The organism is Actinacidiphila epipremni, assembly GCF_012034175.1.
In the GTDB taxonomy this organism is placed as follows: Bacteria; Actinomycetota; Actinomycetes; order Streptomycetales; family Streptomycetaceae; genus Actinacidiphila; species Actinacidiphila epipremni.
On record NZ_JAATEJ010000020.1, the window covers coordinates 122,528 to 138,765 of the forward strand.

15 protein-coding genes are annotated in these 16,238 nt (G+C 74.9%); 11 read left to right on the top strand and 4 right to left on the bottom strand.

Going from position 1 to position 16,238, the window contains the following annotated elements; genetic code table 11:
• Positions 1 to 10 precede the first annotated feature (10 nt).
• Complete coding sequence (locus HCN08_RS23145) at positions 11 to 1,330, bottom strand: type III PLP-dependent enzyme domain-containing protein (protein ID WP_167985123.1); 1,320 nt, start codon at positions 1,328 to 1,330, stop codon at positions 11 to 13.
• 160 nt (positions 1,331 to 1,490) lie between these two features.
• Between HCN08_RS23145 and hutU the strand changes: the two genes are divergently transcribed.
• The 4 genes from hutU (at position 1,491) to hutI (ending at position 7,367) form a co-directional block, all read left to right on the top strand.
• Positions 1,491 to 3,152: a urocanate hydratase gene (hutU, locus tag HCN08_RS23150; protein ID WP_167985124.1), complete on the top strand. Its 1,662-nt coding sequence runs from the start codon at positions 1,491 to 1,493 to the stop codon at positions 3,150 to 3,152.
• Between the two features lie 128 nt (positions 3,153 to 3,280).
• Positions 3,281 to 4,477 (top strand): allantoate amidohydrolase, encoded by a 1,197-nt coding sequence (locus HCN08_RS23155; RefSeq protein ID WP_206319143.1) that lies wholly within the window; start codon positions 3,281 to 3,283, stop codon positions 4,475 to 4,477.
• Positions 4,453 to 5,865, top strand: coding sequence for a formimidoylglutamate deiminase (locus HCN08_RS23160; RefSeq protein ID WP_167985126.1), 1,413 nt, complete (start codon positions 4,453 to 4,455; stop codon positions 5,863 to 5,865). Before HCN08_RS23155 ends, HCN08_RS23160 begins: the two co-directional genes overlap by 25 nt.
• A gap of 173 nt (positions 5,866 to 6,038) precedes the next feature.
• Positions 6,039 to 7,367, top strand: a complete 1,329-nt coding sequence (hutI, locus tag HCN08_RS23165) for an imidazolonepropionase (protein WP_167985127.1) — start codon at positions 6,039 to 6,041, stop codon at positions 7,365 to 7,367.
• 48 nt (positions 7,368 to 7,415) lie between these two features.
• Here the strand turns inward: hutI and HCN08_RS23170 are convergent, their stop codons facing one another.
• Positions 7,416 to 8,276, bottom strand: a complete 861-nt coding sequence (locus HCN08_RS23170; RefSeq protein WP_167985128.1) for an RNA polymerase sigma factor SigF — start codon at positions 8,274 to 8,276, stop codon at positions 7,416 to 7,418.
• Between the two features lie 261 nt (positions 8,277 to 8,537).
• On the opposite strand from HCN08_RS23170, the gene HCN08_RS23175 reads away from it, so the two are divergent.
• Positions 8,538 to 8,906, top strand: coding sequence for an STAS domain-containing protein (locus HCN08_RS23175; RefSeq protein ID WP_167985129.1), 369 nt, complete (start codon positions 8,538 to 8,540; stop codon positions 8,904 to 8,906).
• 138 nt (positions 8,907 to 9,044) lie between these two features.
• Positions 9,045 to 9,542, top strand: a complete 498-nt coding sequence (locus HCN08_RS23180; protein ID WP_167985130.1) for an ATP-binding protein — start codon at positions 9,045 to 9,047, stop codon at positions 9,540 to 9,542.
• A 166-nt stretch (positions 9,543 to 9,708) separates the two neighbouring features.
• Here HCN08_RS23180 and pdxR read toward each other — a convergent pair whose 3' ends face one another.
• Positions 9,709 to 11,232, bottom strand: a complete 1,524-nt coding sequence (gene pdxR / locus HCN08_RS23185) for a MocR-like pyridoxine biosynthesis transcription factor PdxR (protein WP_167985131.1) — start codon at positions 11,230 to 11,232, stop codon at positions 9,709 to 9,711.
• 47 nt (positions 11,233 to 11,279) lie between these two features.
• Between pdxR and HCN08_RS23190 the strand changes: the two genes are divergently transcribed.
• The 3 genes from HCN08_RS23190 to HCN08_RS23200 are packed head-to-tail and all read left to right on the top strand — an operon-like array spanning position 11,280 to position 13,823.
• Positions 11,280 to 11,819, top strand: a complete 540-nt coding sequence (locus tag HCN08_RS23190; RefSeq protein ID WP_167985132.1) for a carboxymuconolactone decarboxylase family protein — start codon at positions 11,280 to 11,282, stop codon at positions 11,817 to 11,819.
• A 51-nt stretch (positions 11,820 to 11,870) separates the two neighbouring features.
• Positions 11,871 to 12,545, top strand: a complete 675-nt coding sequence (locus tag HCN08_RS23195; RefSeq protein WP_167985133.1) for a response regulator transcription factor — start codon at positions 11,871 to 11,873, stop codon at positions 12,543 to 12,545.
• A gap of 12 nt (positions 12,546 to 12,557) precedes the next feature.
• The gene (locus tag HCN08_RS23200) at positions 12,558 to 13,823 is read left to right on the top strand and encodes an ATP-binding protein (RefSeq protein WP_167985134.1); all 1,266 of its coding nucleotides are present in this window, start codon (positions 12,558 to 12,560) and stop codon (positions 13,821 to 13,823) included.
• On the opposite strand, the gene HCN08_RS23205 is transcribed toward HCN08_RS23200, so the two are convergent.
• The gene (locus HCN08_RS23205; protein ID WP_167985135.1) at positions 13,816 to 14,358 is read right to left on the bottom strand and encodes a GtrA family protein; all 543 of its coding nucleotides are present in this window, start codon (positions 14,356 to 14,358) and stop codon (positions 13,816 to 13,818) included. The genes HCN08_RS23200 and HCN08_RS23205 overlap by 8 nt on opposite strands.
• Positions 14,359 to 14,555: 197 nt before the next feature.
• Between HCN08_RS23205 and HCN08_RS23210 the strand changes: the two genes are divergently transcribed.
• Positions 14,556 to 15,686, top strand: a complete 1,131-nt coding sequence (locus tag HCN08_RS23210; RefSeq protein ID WP_240970362.1) for a 5-(carboxyamino)imidazole ribonucleotide synthase — start codon at positions 14,556 to 14,558, stop codon at positions 15,684 to 15,686.
• Positions 15,679 to 16,236 carry a 5-(carboxyamino)imidazole ribonucleotide mutase gene (gene purE / locus HCN08_RS23215; protein ID WP_167985137.1) on the top strand — a complete coding sequence of 186 codons (558 nt, stop codon included), beginning with the start codon at positions 15,679 to 15,681 and terminating at the stop codon, positions 16,234 to 16,236. Before HCN08_RS23210 ends, purE begins: the two co-directional genes overlap by 8 nt.
• Positions 16,237 to 16,238: the final 2 nt, after the last annotated feature.

A 16,238-nucleotide genomic window follows, 5' to 3' on the forward strand; every position in this document is an offset into this window, starting at 1 on the left:
GACGGGGCGGTCAGGGCTGGAGGGCGGGGAGGTCGGCGCCGGACTCGGTGAGCAGGTCGGTGAGGGACTGGGCGGGGCGGACCAGGGAGAAGGAGGGTTCGGCGCCGGGGGCGGTGGAGTAGGCCCAGACGGCGGGGCGGGGGAGGGCGTTGTAGGCGAAGTGGGTGGAGAAGTAGTAGGCGCCGGTGTCCAGCAGGGCGACATGGTCGCCGGCGTCCAGGCGCGGCAGGGCCCGGCCGCGGGCGACCAGGTCGCCGGCGAAGCAGCAGGGGCCGGCGATGTCCTGGACGACGGGCTCGCCCTTCTTCGGCCCGCCGTCCGGGTCGAGGGCGAGCACCCGCAGCGGCCAGGCGTCCGGGGCGAAGACGGTGCGGGTGGCGACCTGGGCGCCCGCGTGCGTCACGGCGATGGGCAGGCCGCCCGCGGACTTGGCGTATTCGACGCGGGCCAGGACCGTGCCGTGCTTGGCGAGCAGTGAGCGGCCGAACTCGGTGACGATGCCGTAGCGGCCGTCGAAGAGGCCGGGGACCTCGGCGCGCAGCAGGTCGGCGTAGGCGCCGAAGGTGGGCGTGGTGTCGTCGGAGCCGAAGTTGACCGGCAGGCCGCCGCCGATGTCCAGGGTGGTGACCTGGCGGCGGCCGGCGGCGGCGTTGATGCGCTCGGCGAGGTCGTAGGCGGCCCGGACGCCCTCGGCCATGAGCGGCAGCGGCACGCCCTGCGAACCGGTGTGGGTGTGCAGCCGGGTGAGCCAGGGCCGCTGCGCGTAGGCCCGCAGCACCCACTCCTCGGCGCCGGGGTCGCGCAGGGCGACGCCGAACTTCGAGGTGGCGGTCGCGGTGCTCATGGCGTCGATGCTGCCGCCGCCGACCTGCGGGTTGACCCGCAGCCCGAGGGGCGAGCGGGAGGGGCCGGCGGCCAGCAGGGCGTCGATCCGGTCGAGTTCCTGCGGGTTGTCGGCGTTGACGGCGATGCCGAGGGCCAGGGCCTCGCGCAGTTCGGCGAGGGTCTTGGCGGGGGAGTCCAGCACGGTGTGCTCGGGCGGGATGCCGGCGGCGCGGGCCATGGCGAGCTCGCCGGGGCTGGCGACCTCGGCGCCGAGCCCGTACTCCCGGAGCAGCGCCAGGACCGGCACCAGGGAGGCGGCCTTGACGGCGAAGGTGTGCAGGACGGCGACGCCGGGGGTGGCGAAGGCGGCGTGCAGGGCCGTCGCCGACTGCCGGATGCCCGTGATGTCCAGCAGCCCGGCCACCGGCTGCTCCTCGCCGACCAGCCCGCGCGCCACCGCCGCGCGCAGTGCCCCGTCCCGCCGTACCGCCGCCTCGTTGGTCATGGGCGCCATCCCACCATCCGCGCCCCGCCCGCCGCCAGCGCGAACCCCCGCCGGCACCCGGGGCGCCCGCCGGCCGGGCCGTACCCGCCGACTTGTTGACTAGAGCTATTCAGCTAGCCAGGATGTGAATATCTGACGCCATGACGAGGAGGCCGCACCGATGACGGGACCGAGGCCGGTACGCGCACCGCGCGGGACAGAGATCAGCGCGCGGGGCTGGCAGCAGGAGGCCGCGCTGCGCATGCTGCAGAACAACCTCGACCCCGAGGTGGCCGAGCACCCCGACAAGCTCGTCGTCTACGGCGGCACCGGCAAGGCCGCCCGCGACTGGCCGTCGTTCGACGCGATGGTGCGCACCCTGCGCGGCCTGAAGCAGGACGAGACGATGCTCGTGCAGTCCGGCCGGCCGGTCGGCGTCATGCAGACCCACGAGTGGGCGCCGCGGGTGCTCATCGCCAACTCCAACCTGGTCGGCGACTGGGCCACCTGGGAGGAGTTCCGCCGCCTGGAGGCGCTGGGCCTGACCATGTACGGGCAGATGACCGCGGGCTCCTGGATCTACATCGGCACCCAGGGCATCCTCCAGGGCACCTACGAGACCTTCGCCGCGGTCGCCGCCAAGCGCTTCGGCGGCTCGCTCGCCGGCACCATCACCCTCACCGCGGGCCTCGGCGGCATGGGCGGCGCCCAGCCGCTCGCCGTCACCATGAACGGCGGCGTGGCCCTGTGCGTCGACTGCGACCCCCGGGCCATCGACCGGCGCATCGAGCACCGCTACCTCGACGTGCGCGCCGACGACCTCGACCACGCGCTGCGGCTGGCGACCGAGGCCCGCGACGCGCGCCGGCCGCTGTCGGTCGGCGTGCTCGGCAACGCCGCCGAGGTGCTGCCGCACCTGCTGGCGATGGGCGCGCCGATCGACGTCGTCACCGACCAGACGTCCGCCCACGACCCGCTGGCGTACCTGCCGCTCGGCGTCGACTTCGCCGACATGGCCGACTACGCCGCCGCCAAGCCCGCCGAGTTCACCGAGCGGGCCCGCACGTCGATGGCCCGGCACGTCGAGGCGATGGTGGGCTTCCAGGACGCCGGCGCCGAGGTCTTCGACTACGGCAACTCGATCCGCGGCGAGGCCAAGCTCGCCGGCTACCCGCGGGCCTTCGACTTCCCCGGCTTCGTCCCCGCCTACATCCGCCCGCTGTTCTGCGAGGGCAAGGGCCCCTTCCGCTGGGCGGCGCTGTCCGGCGACCCCGCCGACATCCACGCCACCGACCGCGCCATCCTCGACCTCTTCCCGGAGAACGAGTCGCTGGCCCGCTGGATCCGGCTGGCCGGCGAGCGCGTCCACTTCCAGGGCCTGCCCGCCCGTATCTGCTGGCTCGGCTACGGCGAACGCGACAAGGCCGGCGAGCGCTTCAACGAGATGGTCGCCGACGGCACGCTGAAGGCCCCGGTCGTCATCGGCCGCGACCACCTCGACTGCGGCTCGGTCGCCTCCCCCTACCGCGAGACCGAGGCCATGCGCGACGGCTCCGACGCGATCGCCGACTGGCCGCTGCTCAACGCGATGGTCAACGTCGCCTCCGGCGCGTCCTGGGTGTCCATCCACCACGGCGGCGGCGTCGGCATCGGCCGCAGCATCCACGCCGGCCAGGTCACCGTCGCCGACGGCACGCCGCTGGCCGCCGAGAAGATCCGCCGGGTGCTCACCAACGACCCCGGCATGGGCGTCATCCGGCACGTCGACGCCGGGTACGAGGAGGCCGCCGACGTCGCCGACCGGCGCGGGGTGCGGGTCCCGATGCGGGAGACGGCCGTATGACGTCCGGCGAGCCGCAGACGGCGGACGCGAACGCCCCCGCTCCCCCTGCCGCCCCCACCCCTGCCGCCTCCGCCGCCGGCACCCGCGACCCGGCCGCCCCCGCCGCACCCGGCGACGGCTTCCTGACCATGTGGCGGGACCTCGCCGTCCTCGGCCGCAGCGCCGCGAGCGGCGGCTACCGCCGCTACGCCTGGACGCCCGCCGACGCCGACTGCCGCGCCTGGTTCCGCGCCCAGGCCGACGCCCGGGGCCTTGCGTACGAGACCGACCGCAACGGCAACCAGTGGGCCTGGCTCGGCGACCCTGCGGCCGGCGGCGCCGTCGTCACCGGCTCGCACCTGGACTCCGTACCCGACGGCGGCGCCTTCGACGGCCCCCTCGGCGTGGTCTCCGCCTTCGCCGCCCTCGACCTGCTGCGCGCACGCGGCGCCCGGCCGCGCCGCCCGCTCGGCGTCGTCAACTTCGCCGACGAGGAGGGCGCCCGCTTTGGCCTGGCCTGCGTCGGCTCCCGCCTGACGGCCGGTCAGCTCGACCCGGACGCCGCCCGCGCCCTCACCGGCGCCGACGGCGTGAGCCTGGCCGCGGCCATGGAGCGGGCCGGCCACGACCCGTACGCCATCGGCCCCGACCCCGAACGCCTCGCCCGCATCGGCGCCTTCGTCGAGCTGCACATCGAGCAGGGCCGCGCCCTGGACCTGGCCGGGCGGCCGGTCGGCGTCGCCTCGGCCATCTGGCCGCACGGCCGCTGGCGCTTCGACTTCCACGGCGAGGCCAACCACGCCGGCACCACCCGGCTCGAAGACCGCCGCGACCCGATGCTCACCTACGCCACCACCGTGCTGGCCGCCCGCAAGAAGGCCCGGCTGGCCGGCGCGCTCGCCACGTTCGGCAAGGTCGCCGTCGAGCCGAACGGCGTCAACGCCATCGCCTCGCTGGTCCGCGGCTGGCTGGACTCGCGGGCCCCGGACGAGGAGACGCTCGCCGCGGTCGTCGCCGCGATCGAGCAGGCCGCCGCCGAACGCGGCGCCCGCGACGGGGTCCGGGTGAGCGTCACCCGCGAATCGTTCACCCCGGTGGTGGAGTTCGCCCACGACCTGCGCGACCGGCTCGCCGCCCTGCTCGGACCGGGTGAACCGGCACCCGTTCTGCCGACCGGGGCGGGACACGACGCCGGAATCCTCTCCGCGGCCGTCCCGACCGCCATGCTGTTCGTACGCAACCCCACCGGCGTCTCGCACTCCCCGGCGGAACACGCCGCCGAGGACGACTGCGCCGCCGGGGTGTCCGCGCTCGCCGACGTATGGGAAGGTCTCGCGTGCAGGTGACGTACTGGCTGGAGAACGCCTGGCTCGGCACACACGCCGAACAGGGCACCCTGCTGACCGTGGTCGACGACCGGATCGCGGAGGTCCGCACCGGCGTCGAGCGCCCGCCCGCCGGCGCGGAGGTGCTGCGCGGCCTGACCCTCCCGGGGCTGGCCAACGCGCACAGCCACGCCTTCCACCGCGCCCTGCGCGGCACCGCCCAGATCGGCGCGGGCGCCCGCCCCGGCGGCGCGGAGCCCGGCGGCAGCAGGGGCCTGTCGGCGCCGACGTCCTTCTGGAGCTGGCGCGACGTCATGTACGACGTCGCCGCCGCGCTGGACCCCGACAGCTACTTCGCGCTGGCCCGCGCGGTCTACGCCGAGATGGCGCTGGCCGGCATCACCTGCGTCGGCGAGTTCCACTACCTGCACCACCAGCCCGACGGCACTCCGTACGCCGACCCCAACGCCATGGGCGAGGCGCTGATCGCCGCCGCCGCGGAGGCGGGCATCCGGATCACCCTGCTCGACACCGCCTACCTGCACGGCGGGTTCACCCGCACCGGCTACCGCCCGCTGGAGGGCGTGCAGCTGCGCTTCGGCGACGGCACCGCCGACCGCTGGTACGACCGCTGGTCCCGGCTCAAGGGCGAGGGCCATGCCAAGGTCGGCGCCGCCGTGCACTCCGTGCGCGCCTTCTCCGACCGTGACGGCTACCGGGTCTTCGCCGAGCGCACCGCGGACGTGCCCGTGCACATCCACCTGTCCGAGCAGACCGCGGAGAACGACGCGTGCATGATGCTGCACAGCCGCACCCCGACCCGGCTGCTGGCCGACAACGGCTTCTGGCGCGCCACCACCACCGCCGTCCACGCCACCCACCTCACCGCGGGCGACATCGCCCTGCTCGGCGCGGCACGCAGCACCGTGTGCATGTGCCCCACCACCGAGCGGGACCTCGCCGACGGCATCGGGCCCGCGCCGCAACTGCGCCGCGCCGGCTGCCCGATGAGCCTGGGCAGCGACAGCCACGCCGTCATCGACCTGTTCGAGGAGGCCAGGGCGGTGGAGATGGACGAGCGGCTGCGCGCCAGGACCCGCGGCCACTGGACGGCCGCGCAGCTGCTGCGCGCGGCGACCGACGACGGCCACGCGAGCCTGGGCTGGCCCGACGCGGGCCGGCTGGAGCCGGGCGCGCTCGCCGACTTCACGACGATCGCGCTGGACTCCGTCCGCACCGCGGGCCCGCCCCCGCGGCTGGCCGGCGAGACGGCCGTATTCGCGGCGACGGCGGCCGATGTCGTGCACACCGTGGTGGCGGGCCGGCAGATCGTCCGGGACGGCCGCCACCAGCTCGTCCAGGACGTCCCCGGCGCCCTGGCCACCGCCATCGGCGCCCTCCGCCACTGACCCGCCCCGCGCGGCGGAACCCGGCCCAGGCGCCGGCCCCGGCACCGGCACCGGAGCCCGCACCGCCCGAGCCCGCACCACCGGCCCCAGCACCCCCTGAGCCCTCGGCGGAACCGCCGCCCGCGGCCCTGCGCCCCCGAACCCCCACCACCCCCACGGCGAAAGCACCCACGATGACCACCAGCGGCACGCCGAGCACCCCGCCCCCCGGCGAAGGCGGCGGCACCAGCGCCGTCAGCCCCGTCAGCACGGCCATCACCGGCATCGGCAGCCTCCTCACCAACGACCCCTCCCTCGCCGCCGCCACGGGCGCCGCCGGACGCGACCCCCTCGGGCTGATCCCCGGCCCCGCAGCCGTCGTCATCGACGGCGACCGCATCGCCTGGATCGGTCCCTCCAGCAAAGCACCCCCCACCGACAACCGGCTCGACGCCGCCGGCCGGGCCCTGCTCCCCGGCTTCGTCGACTCCCACTCCCACCTGCTCTTCGCCGGCGACCGCAGTGCCGAGTTCGCCGCCCGCATGTCCGGCCGCCCCTACACCGCCGGCGGCATCCGCACCACCGTCGAGGCGACCCGCGCCGCCGGCGACACCGAGCTCGCCGCGACGCTGGCCCGCCACCTCGGCGAGGCGCTGCGGCAGGGCACGACCACGCAGGAGACCAAGTCCGGCTACGGCCTGACCGTCCACGACGAGGCCCGCGCCCTCGCGGTCGCCGCCCGCCACACCGACGAGGTCACGTACCTGGGCGCCCATGTCGTCCCGCCCGAGTTCGCCGGCGACCCGGCCGGCTACGTCGCCCTGGTCACCGGCGCCATGCTGGACGCGTGCGCCCCGCACGCCCGCTGGGTCGACGTCTTCTGCGAGCGCGGCGCCTTCGACGGCGACCAGGCCCGCGCGGTCCTCACCGCCGGCGCAGCCCGCGGCCTGACCCCGCGCGTGCACGCCAACCAGCTCGGCCACGGCCCCGGTGTCCAACTGGCCGTGGAACTCGGCGCGGCCTCCGCCGACCACTGCACGCACCTGGACGACGCCGACGTCGACGCCCTCGCGAGCGCCGCGGGCACCACGGTGGCGACGCTGCTGCCCGGCGCGGAGTTCTCCACCCGCGCCCGCTACCCCGACGCCCGCCGCCTGCTGGACGCCGGCGCCACCGTGGCGCTGTCCACCGACTGCAACCCGGGCTCGTCCTTCACCACGTCCATGCCGTTCTGCGTCGCGCTCGCCGTGCGGGAGATGGGCATGACCCCCGACGAGGCCGTGCACGCGGCGACCTACGGCGGCGCGCGGGCCCTGCGCCGCGACGACATCGGCCGGATCGCGGTCGGGGCCCGCGCGGACCTGCTGCTGCTCGACGCGCCCAGCCACGTCCACCTCGCCTACCGCCCCGGCGTGCCGCTCGCGGCGGCGGTGTGGCGCGGCGGTGTGCTGCGGCACGCGCCGGGCCTGCCGGCGGCCGAACGCGGCGGCCCGACCGGCGGACTGCTCATCGGCAGTGCGTGACCGGCCGGGCCGACTACCGCGCCGAGTACCGCGGAGGTCCGGGCGGGCCTACTCCTCGACCAGCAGCCCCCGGCGCAGCCGGGACAGCGTGCGGGTCAGCAGCCGCGAGACGTGCATCTGCGAGATGCCCAGCTCGTCGCCGATCTCGGCCTGCGTGAGATTGCCCACGAAGCGCAGCGCCAGGATGGCCCGGTCGCGCTGCGGCAGCCCGGCGATGAGCGGCTTGAGCGACTCGACGTACTCCACGCCCTCCAGGTCGTGGTCCTCGTAGCCGATCCGGTCGGCGAGCGCGCCCTCCGGGTCGTCCTCGGCGGGCTGGGCGTCCAGCGAGCTGGCCGTGTAGGCGTTGCTCGCCGCCATGCCCTCGATGACCTCCTCCTCGGGCAGGTCCAGCCGGTCGGCGAGTTCCCGCACGGTGGGCGTGCGGTCCAGCTGCTGCGCCAGTTCGTCGCCGGCCTTGGCGAGGTCCAGCCGCAGCTCCTGGAGCCGCCGCGGGACCCGTACCGACCACGACGTGTCGCGGAAGAAGCGCTTGATCTCGCCGACGATCGTCGGCATCGCGAAGGTGGGGAACTCCACGCCGCGGCTCAGCTCGAACCGGTCGATGGCCTTGATCAGGCCGATCGTGCCGACCTGGATGATGTCCTCCATCGGCTCGCTGCGGGTGCGGAACCTGGACGCGGCGAACTTCACCAGCGCAAGGTTGAGTTCGACGAGCGTGTTGCGGACGTACGCGTGCTCCTCCGTGCCCTCCTCCAGGCCGTGCAGCCGGCCGAAGAGGGTCTTGGACAGAGCGCGGGCGTCCACCGGTCCGATCTCGTCGTACGGGGGGATCTCCGGGAGCCCGTCCAGCGCTTCGAACTGCTCGAAAGCGGTGTCCTCGTGGTCCAGGCCGAGCCGGGGTGCCATGTGCTCCTCCTTGCTTGCGGCGGTCGGCTGTGCCTCGTGCCGTAACTCCACCCCTACGCCTGTTGCCGGGCGCGTCGCAAGTTCGGCGCCCGGACCGGGCGTTTTGCCCCGGTCCCGGCGGTCACCACCCGCGTGCGCCGGAACGCGCACCGTGACGGCAAGGGGGCCGCTCACCGGCCCGCCTCCCCGGACGACTACCGTCCCACCTGCGGAACGCGTAGGGTCGGGAACCGCGTCACCACGAAGGGCGAAGGAGCGTACATGGACCGTGAAGCGGTCGGCACCGCCGGTCTCGGCCGGCTGCGGGTCGAGGTCGCACAGCATGGTCGCACGGCGGTCTTCACCCCGGCGGGTGAGCTGGATCATCACACCGCCGACGTGCTCAGCGAGCCGCTGGGCGCGGCCATCGACGCCGGCACCCGCCGGCTCGTGGTCGACTGCTCCCAGTTGGAGTTCTGCGACTCCACGGGCCTGAACGTCCTGCTGAGCGCCCGGCTGCGGGTCGAGTCCGAGGGCGGCACGGTGCATCTGGCCGCGATGCGGCCGACCGTCGCCCGGGTGCTGGAGATCACCGGCGCGGATGTGGTGTTCACCGTGCACGAGACGCTCGACCAGGCCCTCCAGGAGTAGGGGGGTGGCCACGGGGGCGAGCACAGCAGCGGGTGCCGTGCGGCACCCGGGGTTTCGTGGATGCCCGGACGTGTTCCGGGAGATCCTTCGGGCAGGAGTAGGACGGACCCAGTCGGACTTCCGTGAGGTGAGGCCTAGATGAGCACGACCCGGCCCTACGCCGCGGACGACCGTGGTCCGGACCAGGAGGGTCCTGCCCGCGACGGGGGGACGGAAACCGTGGAATCCGACACCGAGCGCCGCCTGCCGCTCACCGAAGAGAGCGGCATCGTGCCCCGCGCCCGGGACTTCACCCGGCAGGCGCTGCACGACTGGGGCTGGCTGCCCGCGGCGAACGCCGAACGCAAGGCCGCCGCCGAGGACGTCCTGCTCGTGGTGTCCGAACTGGTCACCAACGCCTGCCTGCACGCCGGCGGACCCGAGGAGCTCCTGCTGCGCCGCAGCCCCAAGGTGCTGCGCCTGGAAGTCGTCGACGGCGGCACCGGCGACCCCGCCCCCCGCACCCCGCACCGCGCCGGCCGCCCCGGCGGCCACGGCATGTTCATAGTCCAGCGCCTGTGTCTCGACTGGGGCGTCGTCCGCCGCACGGACCGCCCGGGCAAGACCGTCTGGGCCGAACTCTCCTCCCCCTTCTGACCCCTTCCGACGGTCTCACCACCCGCCCATTGCCCCGCCGTGGCCATATGCGCCGAGAAACACTCCCCGCGCATATGGCTTTACGTTTTCCCGTCCGCGGCCATGTGCCGCGCCGTTGCCCCGCCGGTGGCCACGCCCGCCGGCGCCACCGTCCGTACCCGGGGTGTCAGCTCTTCAACGCGCGGGCCAGCGCCGCCAGGGCCGCCGGGTAGGCGCCCTCACCGGGGGTGCCGTAGCCGACGACCAGGCCCTGCGGGCGGTCCCCGGCAGCCGGGCCCGGCCCGTCGGCGGTGTGCCAGTGCTCGCCCAGCGCGCCCACCGCGAGCCCCCGGGCCGCCGCCCTGCGCATCACCTGCGCCTCGTCCGGGCCGTCCGGCGGCAGCTCCAGCAGCGCCTGGAGCCCCGCGGCCACGCCCCGCACCCGCACACCGCCCGGGCGCCCCGCGCCGATCCGGGCCAGGAGCAGGTCGCGGCGGCGCCGGTAGCGCAGCCGGGCGGCCCGCACATGGCGGTCGTACGCGTGGCCGGCGATCAGCTCGGCGAGCGTCAACTGGCCCACCGCCTCGGTCTGGTAGTCGCTGTAGAGCTTGGCCTCGGCGACCGGCCCCACCAGGTGCGGCGGCAGCACCATCCAGCCGAGCCGCAGCGCCGGGCCCAGCGTCTTGGACGCCGTGCCGAGGTAGGCGACATGGTCGGGCGCGGTGCCCTGGAGCGCGCCGACGGGCTGCCGGTCGAAGCGGAACTCCCCGTCGTAGTCGTCCTCGACGACGAGCCCGCCGCTCGCCCGCGCCCACGCGGTGAGTTCGTGCCGCCGGGAGGGGTGCAGCGTCACGCCCGTGGGGTACTGGTGCGCGGGGGTCAGCACGACCGCGTCCGGCGTGCCCGTACCTGCGTGCGGCAGGTCCGCGGCGGCGCCGTACGCGTCGACCGGCAGCGGCACGACCCGCCCGCCGGCCCGCCGCACCACCTCGCGGTGGAAGGGCAGCCCGGGGTCCTCCATCGCCACCACCGGCCCGCCGCCCGCACCGCCGCCCGCCGCGCCGCCCCGCAGCCCGCCCAGCACCCCGGTGAGCAGCGCCAGGCCCTGCACATAGCCCGAGACCACCACGATCCGCTCCGGGTCCGCCGCCACCCCGCGGGTCCGCCCCAGGTACTCCGCCAGCGCCCCGCGCAGCTCCGCCGTCCCGCGCGGGTCCCCGTAGCCGTAGCCGGCCGACGGCGCGGCGGCCAGCGCCCGGCGGGCGGCGCGCAGCCAGGCGGCGGCCGGGAAGGCCGTGACGTCCGGGCTGCCGGGCCGCAGGTCGTACCGCGGGGGCGGGAGCACGGCGGAGCCCCCGGGAGCCGCGGGCGGCGGCTTCTGCGGCCGGCCGGCGACCACCGTGCCCGAGCCCTGCCGCGCGGCCAGGTAGCCCTCGGTGGTGAGCTGGTCGTACGCGGCCTTGACCGTGCCGCGCGACAGCCCCGTCTCCGCCGCCAGCCGCCGGCTCGACGGCAGCCGGGCCCCGGGCGCGAGCCGCCCCTGCCGTACCGCGTCGCGCAGCGCCCGCTCCAGGCCCGCGCGGCGCCCGTACGAGCCGTCCGGCGGCAGGTCGAGCCGCAGGTCCAGGTGCAGGTCCACCCCCGACTCCCACGGTTCAGCGGCCGGCGCGGACGGCCGGGCGGGCGGCGCAGTGGGCCAGGATTCGTCCATGGAAGTGGACCTTATCCCGGCCCACCGGCGCCCGTAGATTCACGGCCATGAGCACTCAGCCCCTTGCCCAGGAAACTCAGGAAACCCCGGAAACGCCGCAAGCCCAGGAAACCCCGCACGCCCCCGCGGAGGGCGCCCCCGTCGTCCCCGCCGTCCGCCTCGCCGTCGACAAGCTCGTCCCGCACGTCAACCGCGCCATGAACGCGCTGGACGCCGCCGCCCGCGAGGTCAGCCTCGAAGCCCCGCTGCTGGAACTGGTCCGCGCCCGCGCCTCGCAGCTCAACGGCTGCGCCTATTGCGTCGACACCCACAGCAAGGACGCCCGCGAGGGCGGCGAGAGCGAGCACCGGCTGTACGCGCTGCCGGTGTGGCGCGAGACGCCGTTCTTCACCGCCCGCGAGCGCGCCGCCCTGGAGCTGACCGAGGCCGTCACCCGGCTCGCGGACGGGCACGTCGGCGACGACGTCTACGCCCGCGCCGCCGCCGAGTTCGACGACAAGCAGCTGGCCGAGCTGATCTGGGCGATCACCGTCATCAACGCCTGGAACAGGCTGGGCGCCACCGCCCGCCCCTGGCCGCTCGGCTGACCCGGCGGACCACCCCCTCGCGGCCCGGGCACGCGGTCTACCATCAAGCCCATGACCCGCGTACTTCTGGCCGAGGACGACGCATCCATCTCGGAACCCCTCGCACGCGCCCTGCGCCGCGAGGGGTACGAGGTCGAGGTGCGCGAGGACGGACCCGCCGCGCTGGAGACGGCCCTGCTGGGCGCCGTCGACCTGGTGGTGCTGGACCTGGGCCTGCCCGGAATGGACGGGCTGGAGGTGTGCCGGCGGCTGCGCACCGAGGGCCACACCTTCCCCGTGCTGGTGCTCACCGCCCGCGCCGACGAGGTCGACACGGTCGTCGGCCTGGACGCCGGCGCGGACGACTACGTGACCAAGCCGTTCCGGCTCGCCGAACTGCTCGCCCGGGTCCGCGCCCTGCTGCGCCGCGGCACGACCGAGCCGGCCCAGCCCGCCACCCACGGCGTGCGGATCGACGTCGAGTCGCACCGCGCCTGGATGGGCGACGACGAACTCCAGCTCACCGCCAAGGAGTTCGACCTGCTGCGGGTGCTGGTGCGGGACGCGGGCCGGGTCGTCACCCGCGAGCAGCTGATGCGCGAGGTGTGGGACACCACCTGGTGGTCGTCCACCAAGACGCTGGACATGCACATCTCCTGGCTGCGCAAGAAGCTGGGCGACGACGCGGCGAACCCGCGGTACATCTCCACCGTCCGCGGGGTCGGCTTCCGGTTCGAGAAGAACTGACCCGACGACGCCGTGCGCCGCCGCCTGATCTCCTCCACGCTGGCCGTGGTGCTCGTCGTCATCGCCGTCTTCGGGCTGTCCCTGGTCCTCGTCGAGTCGCGCACCATCGAGAGCAGCGCCCGCGACGGCGTGGAGTCCGAGGCGGTGCGCCTGGTCGGCATCGTCGAGAACCGCATCCTGGCCGGCGAGAGCATCGACGCCCAGGGCCTGGACCGGCAGATCGCCGCCGACCGCTACGCCGTCGTCCGGGTGCCCGGGCACCCGCAGGTGACCCTCGGCGCCCGCCCGGCCGGCAAGGTCATCACCTCCACGCAGCGCGGCGACCACGGCGAGTCCGTGACCGTCGAGCAGTCGCATTCCACCGTCAGCCGCGACATCGGCCGCAATGTGCTGGTGATCCTCGCGGTCGCGCTGCTCGCCGTGCTGGCCGCCGTGGGCCTCGCCGTATGGCAGGCCCGGCGCCTGGCGAGCCCGCTCAGCGACCTCGCCGCGACCGCGGAACGCCTCGGCTCCGGCGACCCGCGCCCCCGGCACCGCCGCTACGGCGTGCCCGAGCTGGACCGTATCGCCGACGTGCTGGACTCCAGCGCCGAGCGCATCGGCCGGATGCTCACCGCCGAGCGCCGGCTCGCCTCCGACGCCTCGCACCAGCTGCGCACCCCGCTCACGGCGCTGTCGATGCGGCTGGAGGAGATCATCGCCACCGACGACCAGGAGACGGTCAAGGAGGAGGCGTCGATCGCGCTGGGCCAGGTCGAGCGGCTGACCGACGTGGTGCAGCGGCTGCTGACCAACGCCCGCGACCCGCGCACCGGCTCGGCCGTCTACTTCGACCTCGACGAGGTCATCAAGCAGCAGGTCGAGGAATGGCGCCCGGCCTACCAGAACGAGGGCCGCTCCATCGTCCGCTCCGGCACCCCGGGGCTGCGGGCCGTCGGCACCCCCGGCGCGGTCGCGCAGGTGCTGGCCACGCTGATCGAGAACTCCCTCATGCACGGCGCCGGCACCGTCGCCCTGCGCACCCGCGTGACCGGCAACCAGGCCGTCGTGGAGGTCACCGACGCGGGCCGCGGCGTCCCGCCGGACCTGGGAGCGCGGGTCTTCGAGCGCACCGTCAGCGGGCGCAACTCCACCGGCCTCGGCCTGGCCCTCGCCCGCGACCTCGCCGAGGCGGACGGCGGCCGGCTCGAACTGCTCCAGCAGCGCCCGCCGGTCTTCGCGCTCTTCCTGGCCCGCGAGATGCAGGCCCCGCCGCCCCGCGAGGACGTCGTCAGCTGATCCGGCCGGGCCGGCGCGTACCGCCCTCGGCACTCTGCGCGCCCTCGGGACCGTGCGCGCCCTCGGCCAGGAACGACTCCGCCTCTTGCACAGCCTCCTTGGCCGGCATCGCCCGGAAGACCCAGGTGCGGTACGACCAGAACCGGAACAGCGTCGCCAGGCCGAGCCCCACGAACTTGAACACATTGCTCTGCAATGTGCTGTCCCAGTGGAAGCCGTACGTGGCCACGTACAGCAGCCCGTTCTCGATCACCAGCCCGACGCAGCTGAAGACCAGGAACAGCCCCATCTCCTTGGTGCGCTGCTCACTGTCCCGGTCGCGGTAGGTGAAGTAGCGGAAACCCAGGTAGTTGAAGGCGATCGACACCAGGGTCGCCAGCACGCTGGAGCGCACCGTCTGCAGCCCGGTGTTGCGGATGATCAGGTTGTACACCCCGAAGTTCACCAGCACGCCGGCCCCGCCCACCGCACCGAACTTCGCGATCTCGCGGTACATCAGCGCCATCCGGGCGCGCAGGGCGCTCAATCCGCTCATGGTGGTCGTCGGCCCTGTCTGTGGGGGTCGGTGTTACGGGTGTGTGTCCTCATGCTAACCGGCGGCGCCGGGCCATCAAGGAGCCGTCCGGCGTTCGGGCGCCCGTCGCGCGGCCGATACCCTGGTGGGGGCAACCCCGGGGGACCCGCCCCCGCGCACCACCGGCAGGACACAACGTGACATTCCCCGTAGTCGGCATGGTCGGCGGCGGCCAGCTCGCGCGTATGACGCACGAGGCGGGCATCCCGCTCGGCATCAGGTTCCGCATCCTCAGCGACACCCCGCAGGACTCGGCCGCGCAGGTCGTCTCGGACGTCACCGTCGGCGACTACCGCGACCTGGACACGCTGCGCGCCTTCGCCCGGGGCTGCGACGTGGTCACCTTCGACCACGAGCACGTGCCCGTCGAGCACCTGCGCGCCCTCCAGGCCGAGGGCGTCACGGTACGGCCCGGGCCCGACGCCCTCGTCCACGCCCAGGACAAGGGCGTGATGCGCGCCCGGCTCGCGCAGATCGGCGCGCCCTGCCCGCGCAACCGCATCGTCGCCGATGCCGCCGACGTCACCCGCTTCGCCGCCGAGGGCGCCGGCTACCCGGTCGTCCTGAAGACCGTGCGCGGCGGCTACGACGGCAAGGGCGTGTGGTTCGCCCGCTCCGAGGCCGACGCCGCCGACGCCTTCAAGGCCGGCGTCCCGGTCCTCGCCGAGGAGCGGGTGGACTTCGTCCGTGAACTGGCCGCGAACGTCGTGCGCTCCCCGCACGGCCAGGCGGTGGCCTACCCCGTGGCGGAGTCCGTGCAGGTCGACGGGGTGTGCGACACGGTGATCGCGCCCGCCCCGAACCTGCCCGAGGAGTTGTCCGCGCAGGCGCAGCGCCTGGCGCTGACCGTGGCGAGCGAACTCGGCGTCGTCGGCCACCTCGCCGTCGAGCTGTTCGAGACCCGCGGCCCGGACGGCACACCCGGCATCCTGGTCAACGAGCTCGCCATGCGCCCGCACAACAGCGGCCACTGGTCCATGGACGGCGCCGCCACCTCGCAGTTCGCCAACCACCTGCGCGCGGTCCTCGACCTGCCGCTCGGCGACCCCCGCCCGCGCGCCCGCTGGACGGTCATGGCGAACGTCCTCGGCGGCGACTACCCCGACATGTACGCCGGCTACCTGCACTGCATGGCCCGCGACCCCGGCCTGAAGATCCACATGTACGGCAAGGACGTGAAGCCCGGCCGCAAGGTCGGCCATGTCACCACCTACGGCGACGACCTGGCGGACGTGCGCGAGCGCGCCCGGCACGCGGCCGACTACCTGCGAGGGACGATCGATGAGTGAAGCGCCCGCGAGCACACCCCCGGCCGCCGCGGCCCCCGTCGTCGGCATCGTCATGGGCTCCGACTCCGACTGGCCCGTCATGGAGGCCGCCGCGCAGGCCCTGGAGGAGTTCGGCGTCCCCTTCGAGGCCGACGTCGTCTCGGCGCACCGCATGCCGCGCGAGATGATCGCGTACGGCGAGCAGGCCGCCGGGCGCGGCCTGAAGGCGATCATCGCCGGCGCGGGCGGCGCCGCCCACCTGCCCGGCATGCTCGCCTCCGTCACCCCGCTGCCGGTCATCGGCGTGCCCGTGCCGCTGAAGTACCTCGACGGCATGGACTCGCTGCTGTCCATCGTGCAGATGCCCGCCGGCGTGCCCGTCGCGACCGTCTCCGTCGCCGGCGCCCGCAACGCCGGCCTGCTGGCCGTACGCATCCTCGCCGCGCACGACGAGGCGCTCCAGGAGAAGATGCGCGACTTCCAGGAGTCGCTGAACGCGCAGGCCACCGAGAAGGGCCGCCGGCTGCGCGGCAAGATCTCCGGCGCGGGCGGGTTCGGCTTCGCCCAGTAGGG

Coding starts and splice junctions, on each gene's coding strand:
- HCN08_RS23145 (WP_167985123.1), bottom strand. CDS start 1,330: ATGACCAACGAGGCGGCGGTACGGCGGGACGGGGCACTGCGCGCGGCG.
- hutU (WP_167985124.1), top strand. CDS start 1,491: ATGACGGGACCGAGGCCGGTACGCGCACCGCGCGGGACAGAGATCAGC.
- HCN08_RS23155 (WP_206319143.1), top strand. CDS start 3,281: ATGTGGCGGGACCTCGCCGTCCTCGGCCGCAGCGCCGCGAGCGGCGGC.
- HCN08_RS23160 (WP_167985126.1), top strand. CDS start 4,453: ATGGGAAGGTCTCGCGTGCAGGTGACGTACTGGCTGGAGAACGCCTGG.
- hutI (WP_167985127.1), top strand. CDS start 6,039: ATGACCACCAGCGGCACGCCGAGCACCCCGCCCCCCGGCGAAGGCGGC.
- HCN08_RS23170 (WP_167985128.1), bottom strand. CDS start 8,276: ATGGCACCCCGGCTCGGCCTGGACCACGAGGACACCGCTTTCGAGCAG.
- HCN08_RS23175 (WP_167985129.1), top strand. CDS start 8,538: ATGGACCGTGAAGCGGTCGGCACCGCCGGTCTCGGCCGGCTGCGGGTC.
- HCN08_RS23180 (WP_167985130.1), top strand. CDS start 9,045: ATGAGCACGACCCGGCCCTACGCCGCGGACGACCGTGGTCCGGACCAG.
- pdxR (WP_167985131.1), bottom strand. CDS start 11,232: ATGGACGAATCCTGGCCCACTGCGCCGCCCGCCCGGCCGTCCGCGCCG.
- HCN08_RS23190 (WP_167985132.1), top strand. CDS start 11,280: ATGAGCACTCAGCCCCTTGCCCAGGAAACTCAGGAAACCCCGGAAACG.
- HCN08_RS23195 (WP_167985133.1), top strand. CDS start 11,871: ATGACCCGCGTACTTCTGGCCGAGGACGACGCATCCATCTCGGAACCC.
- HCN08_RS23205 (WP_167985135.1), bottom strand. CDS start 14,358: ATGAGCGGATTGAGCGCCCTGCGCGCCCGGATGGCGCTGATGTACCGC.
- HCN08_RS23210 (WP_240970362.1), top strand. CDS start 14,556: ATGGTCGGCGGCGGCCAGCTCGCGCGTATGACGCACGAGGCGGGCATC.
- purE (WP_167985137.1), top strand. CDS start 15,679: ATGAGTGAAGCGCCCGCGAGCACACCCCCGGCCGCCGCGGCCCCCGTC.